Here is a 1,114-nt window from a genome sequence, read left to right as displayed (position 1 = left end):
CGCTGGTTACGACTCAGCAACGGAAAGCAGGTGGACCTGCGCGACTGGAAAGTGGTGCTGTTCATGCAGGGACACTGTCCCTACTGTCATAAGTTTGACCCGGTACTGAAGCAGCTGGCCGGACAGTATGGCTTCTCCGTGTTCTCTTACACCATTGACGGACAGGGTGATGACGCGTTTCCTGAGGCGCTGCCGGCGCCTCCTGACGTGATGCAGACCTTTTTCCCCAATATCCCGGTAGCCACCCCGACCACGTTTCTGGTCAACGTGAACACCCTGGCAGCGTACCCGATCCTGCAGGGCGCCACGGATGCACAGGGCTTTATGGCCAGAGTGGATACGGTATTTCAGATGATGCACTGAGTCTCTGTTATATCCGGTCTTAGCAAGTGATTAAGGAAAATAGCCATGAACAAATATATACGTTCGACGGGACTGTATGCGTTTTTATTTCCAGCCAGTTTAAAAGCACCCGGGCAGACAGCAGCAGAAAAAATAGAACAACTGAAGCCGGAATTTATCCACCGGGAAAGGCGTATGGAAATCTATCTGGAATTATTCATTGTGTTTCTCACTGCAGGTGCTCTGCTGTTATGGATAATGAGATTTTTATTTAATCTCTGCGTGGCTGACTGGATAGAAAGCGGTGACCTGCGAGTAAAAGACCTGTGGAATATTATGATGTACGCCATCCCTTATGCGCTGATGGCTGTTGGGGTGGGGTTCTTTGTTGCCGGAGTGACATTAGCGATCCGCAATTTTTTCAGTTATCACCTTAAGACCCTTTTTATTCTGAGAAATGACAGAGTTAAAAAAAATGCTGTGCGTAATGGAGGACAGGATGCGAATTAAACTTCTGTCACTCTTCTGCGGTGCCGCGCTTGGCCTGTCATTTAGTGCCGCCGCCGACGTGAATGGCGACATGAACCAATTCTTCAATAAGCTTGGCTTTGCGTCCAATACCAGCCAGCCGCAGGTCTGGCAGGGACAGGCGGCGGGTTACGCCTCCGGCGGTTCGCTGTATGCCAGAACGCAGGTGAAAACGATCCAGCTGGTCAGCATGACCCTGCCGGATATTAACGCCGGCTGCGGCGGCATCGATGCGTACCTGGGG

General features: G+C 51.3%; 3 protein-coding genes. All 3 read left to right on the top strand.

Annotated elements, in window-relative coordinates:
• The coding region (gene trbB, locus BHE81_RS25580) for a type-F conjugative transfer system pilin assembly thiol-disulfide isomerase TrbB (protein WP_117035519.1) at positions 1–363 on the top strand (363 nt) is incomplete at its 5' end.
• Between the two features lie 45 nt (positions 364–408).
• Positions 409–852, top strand: coding sequence for an F-type conjugal transfer protein TrbF (trbF, locus tag BHE81_RS25575; protein WP_040172400.1), 444 nt, complete (start codon positions 409–411; stop codon positions 850–852).
• Positions 830–1,114, top strand: a 285-nt coding sequence (locus BHE81_RS25570) for a conjugal transfer protein TraH (RefSeq protein ID WP_172622151.1), incomplete at its 3' end; no start/stop codon positions are given. The genes trbF and BHE81_RS25570, both read left to right, overlap by 23 nt.

Origin of the sequence: Klebsiella sp. AqSCr (genome assembly GCF_008452795.1) — a bacterium.
GTDB classification, from domain to species: domain Bacteria; phylum Pseudomonadota; class Gammaproteobacteria; order Enterobacterales; family Enterobacteriaceae; genus Klebsiella; species Klebsiella pneumoniae.
This window is presented reverse-complemented; position numbering and strand designations above follow the sequence as displayed.

Excerpts from the sequence above, each read along its gene's own strand:
- trbF (WP_040172400.1), top strand. The coding sequence starts at position 409 with ATGAACAAATATATACGTTCGACGGGACTGTATGCGTTTTTATTTCCA.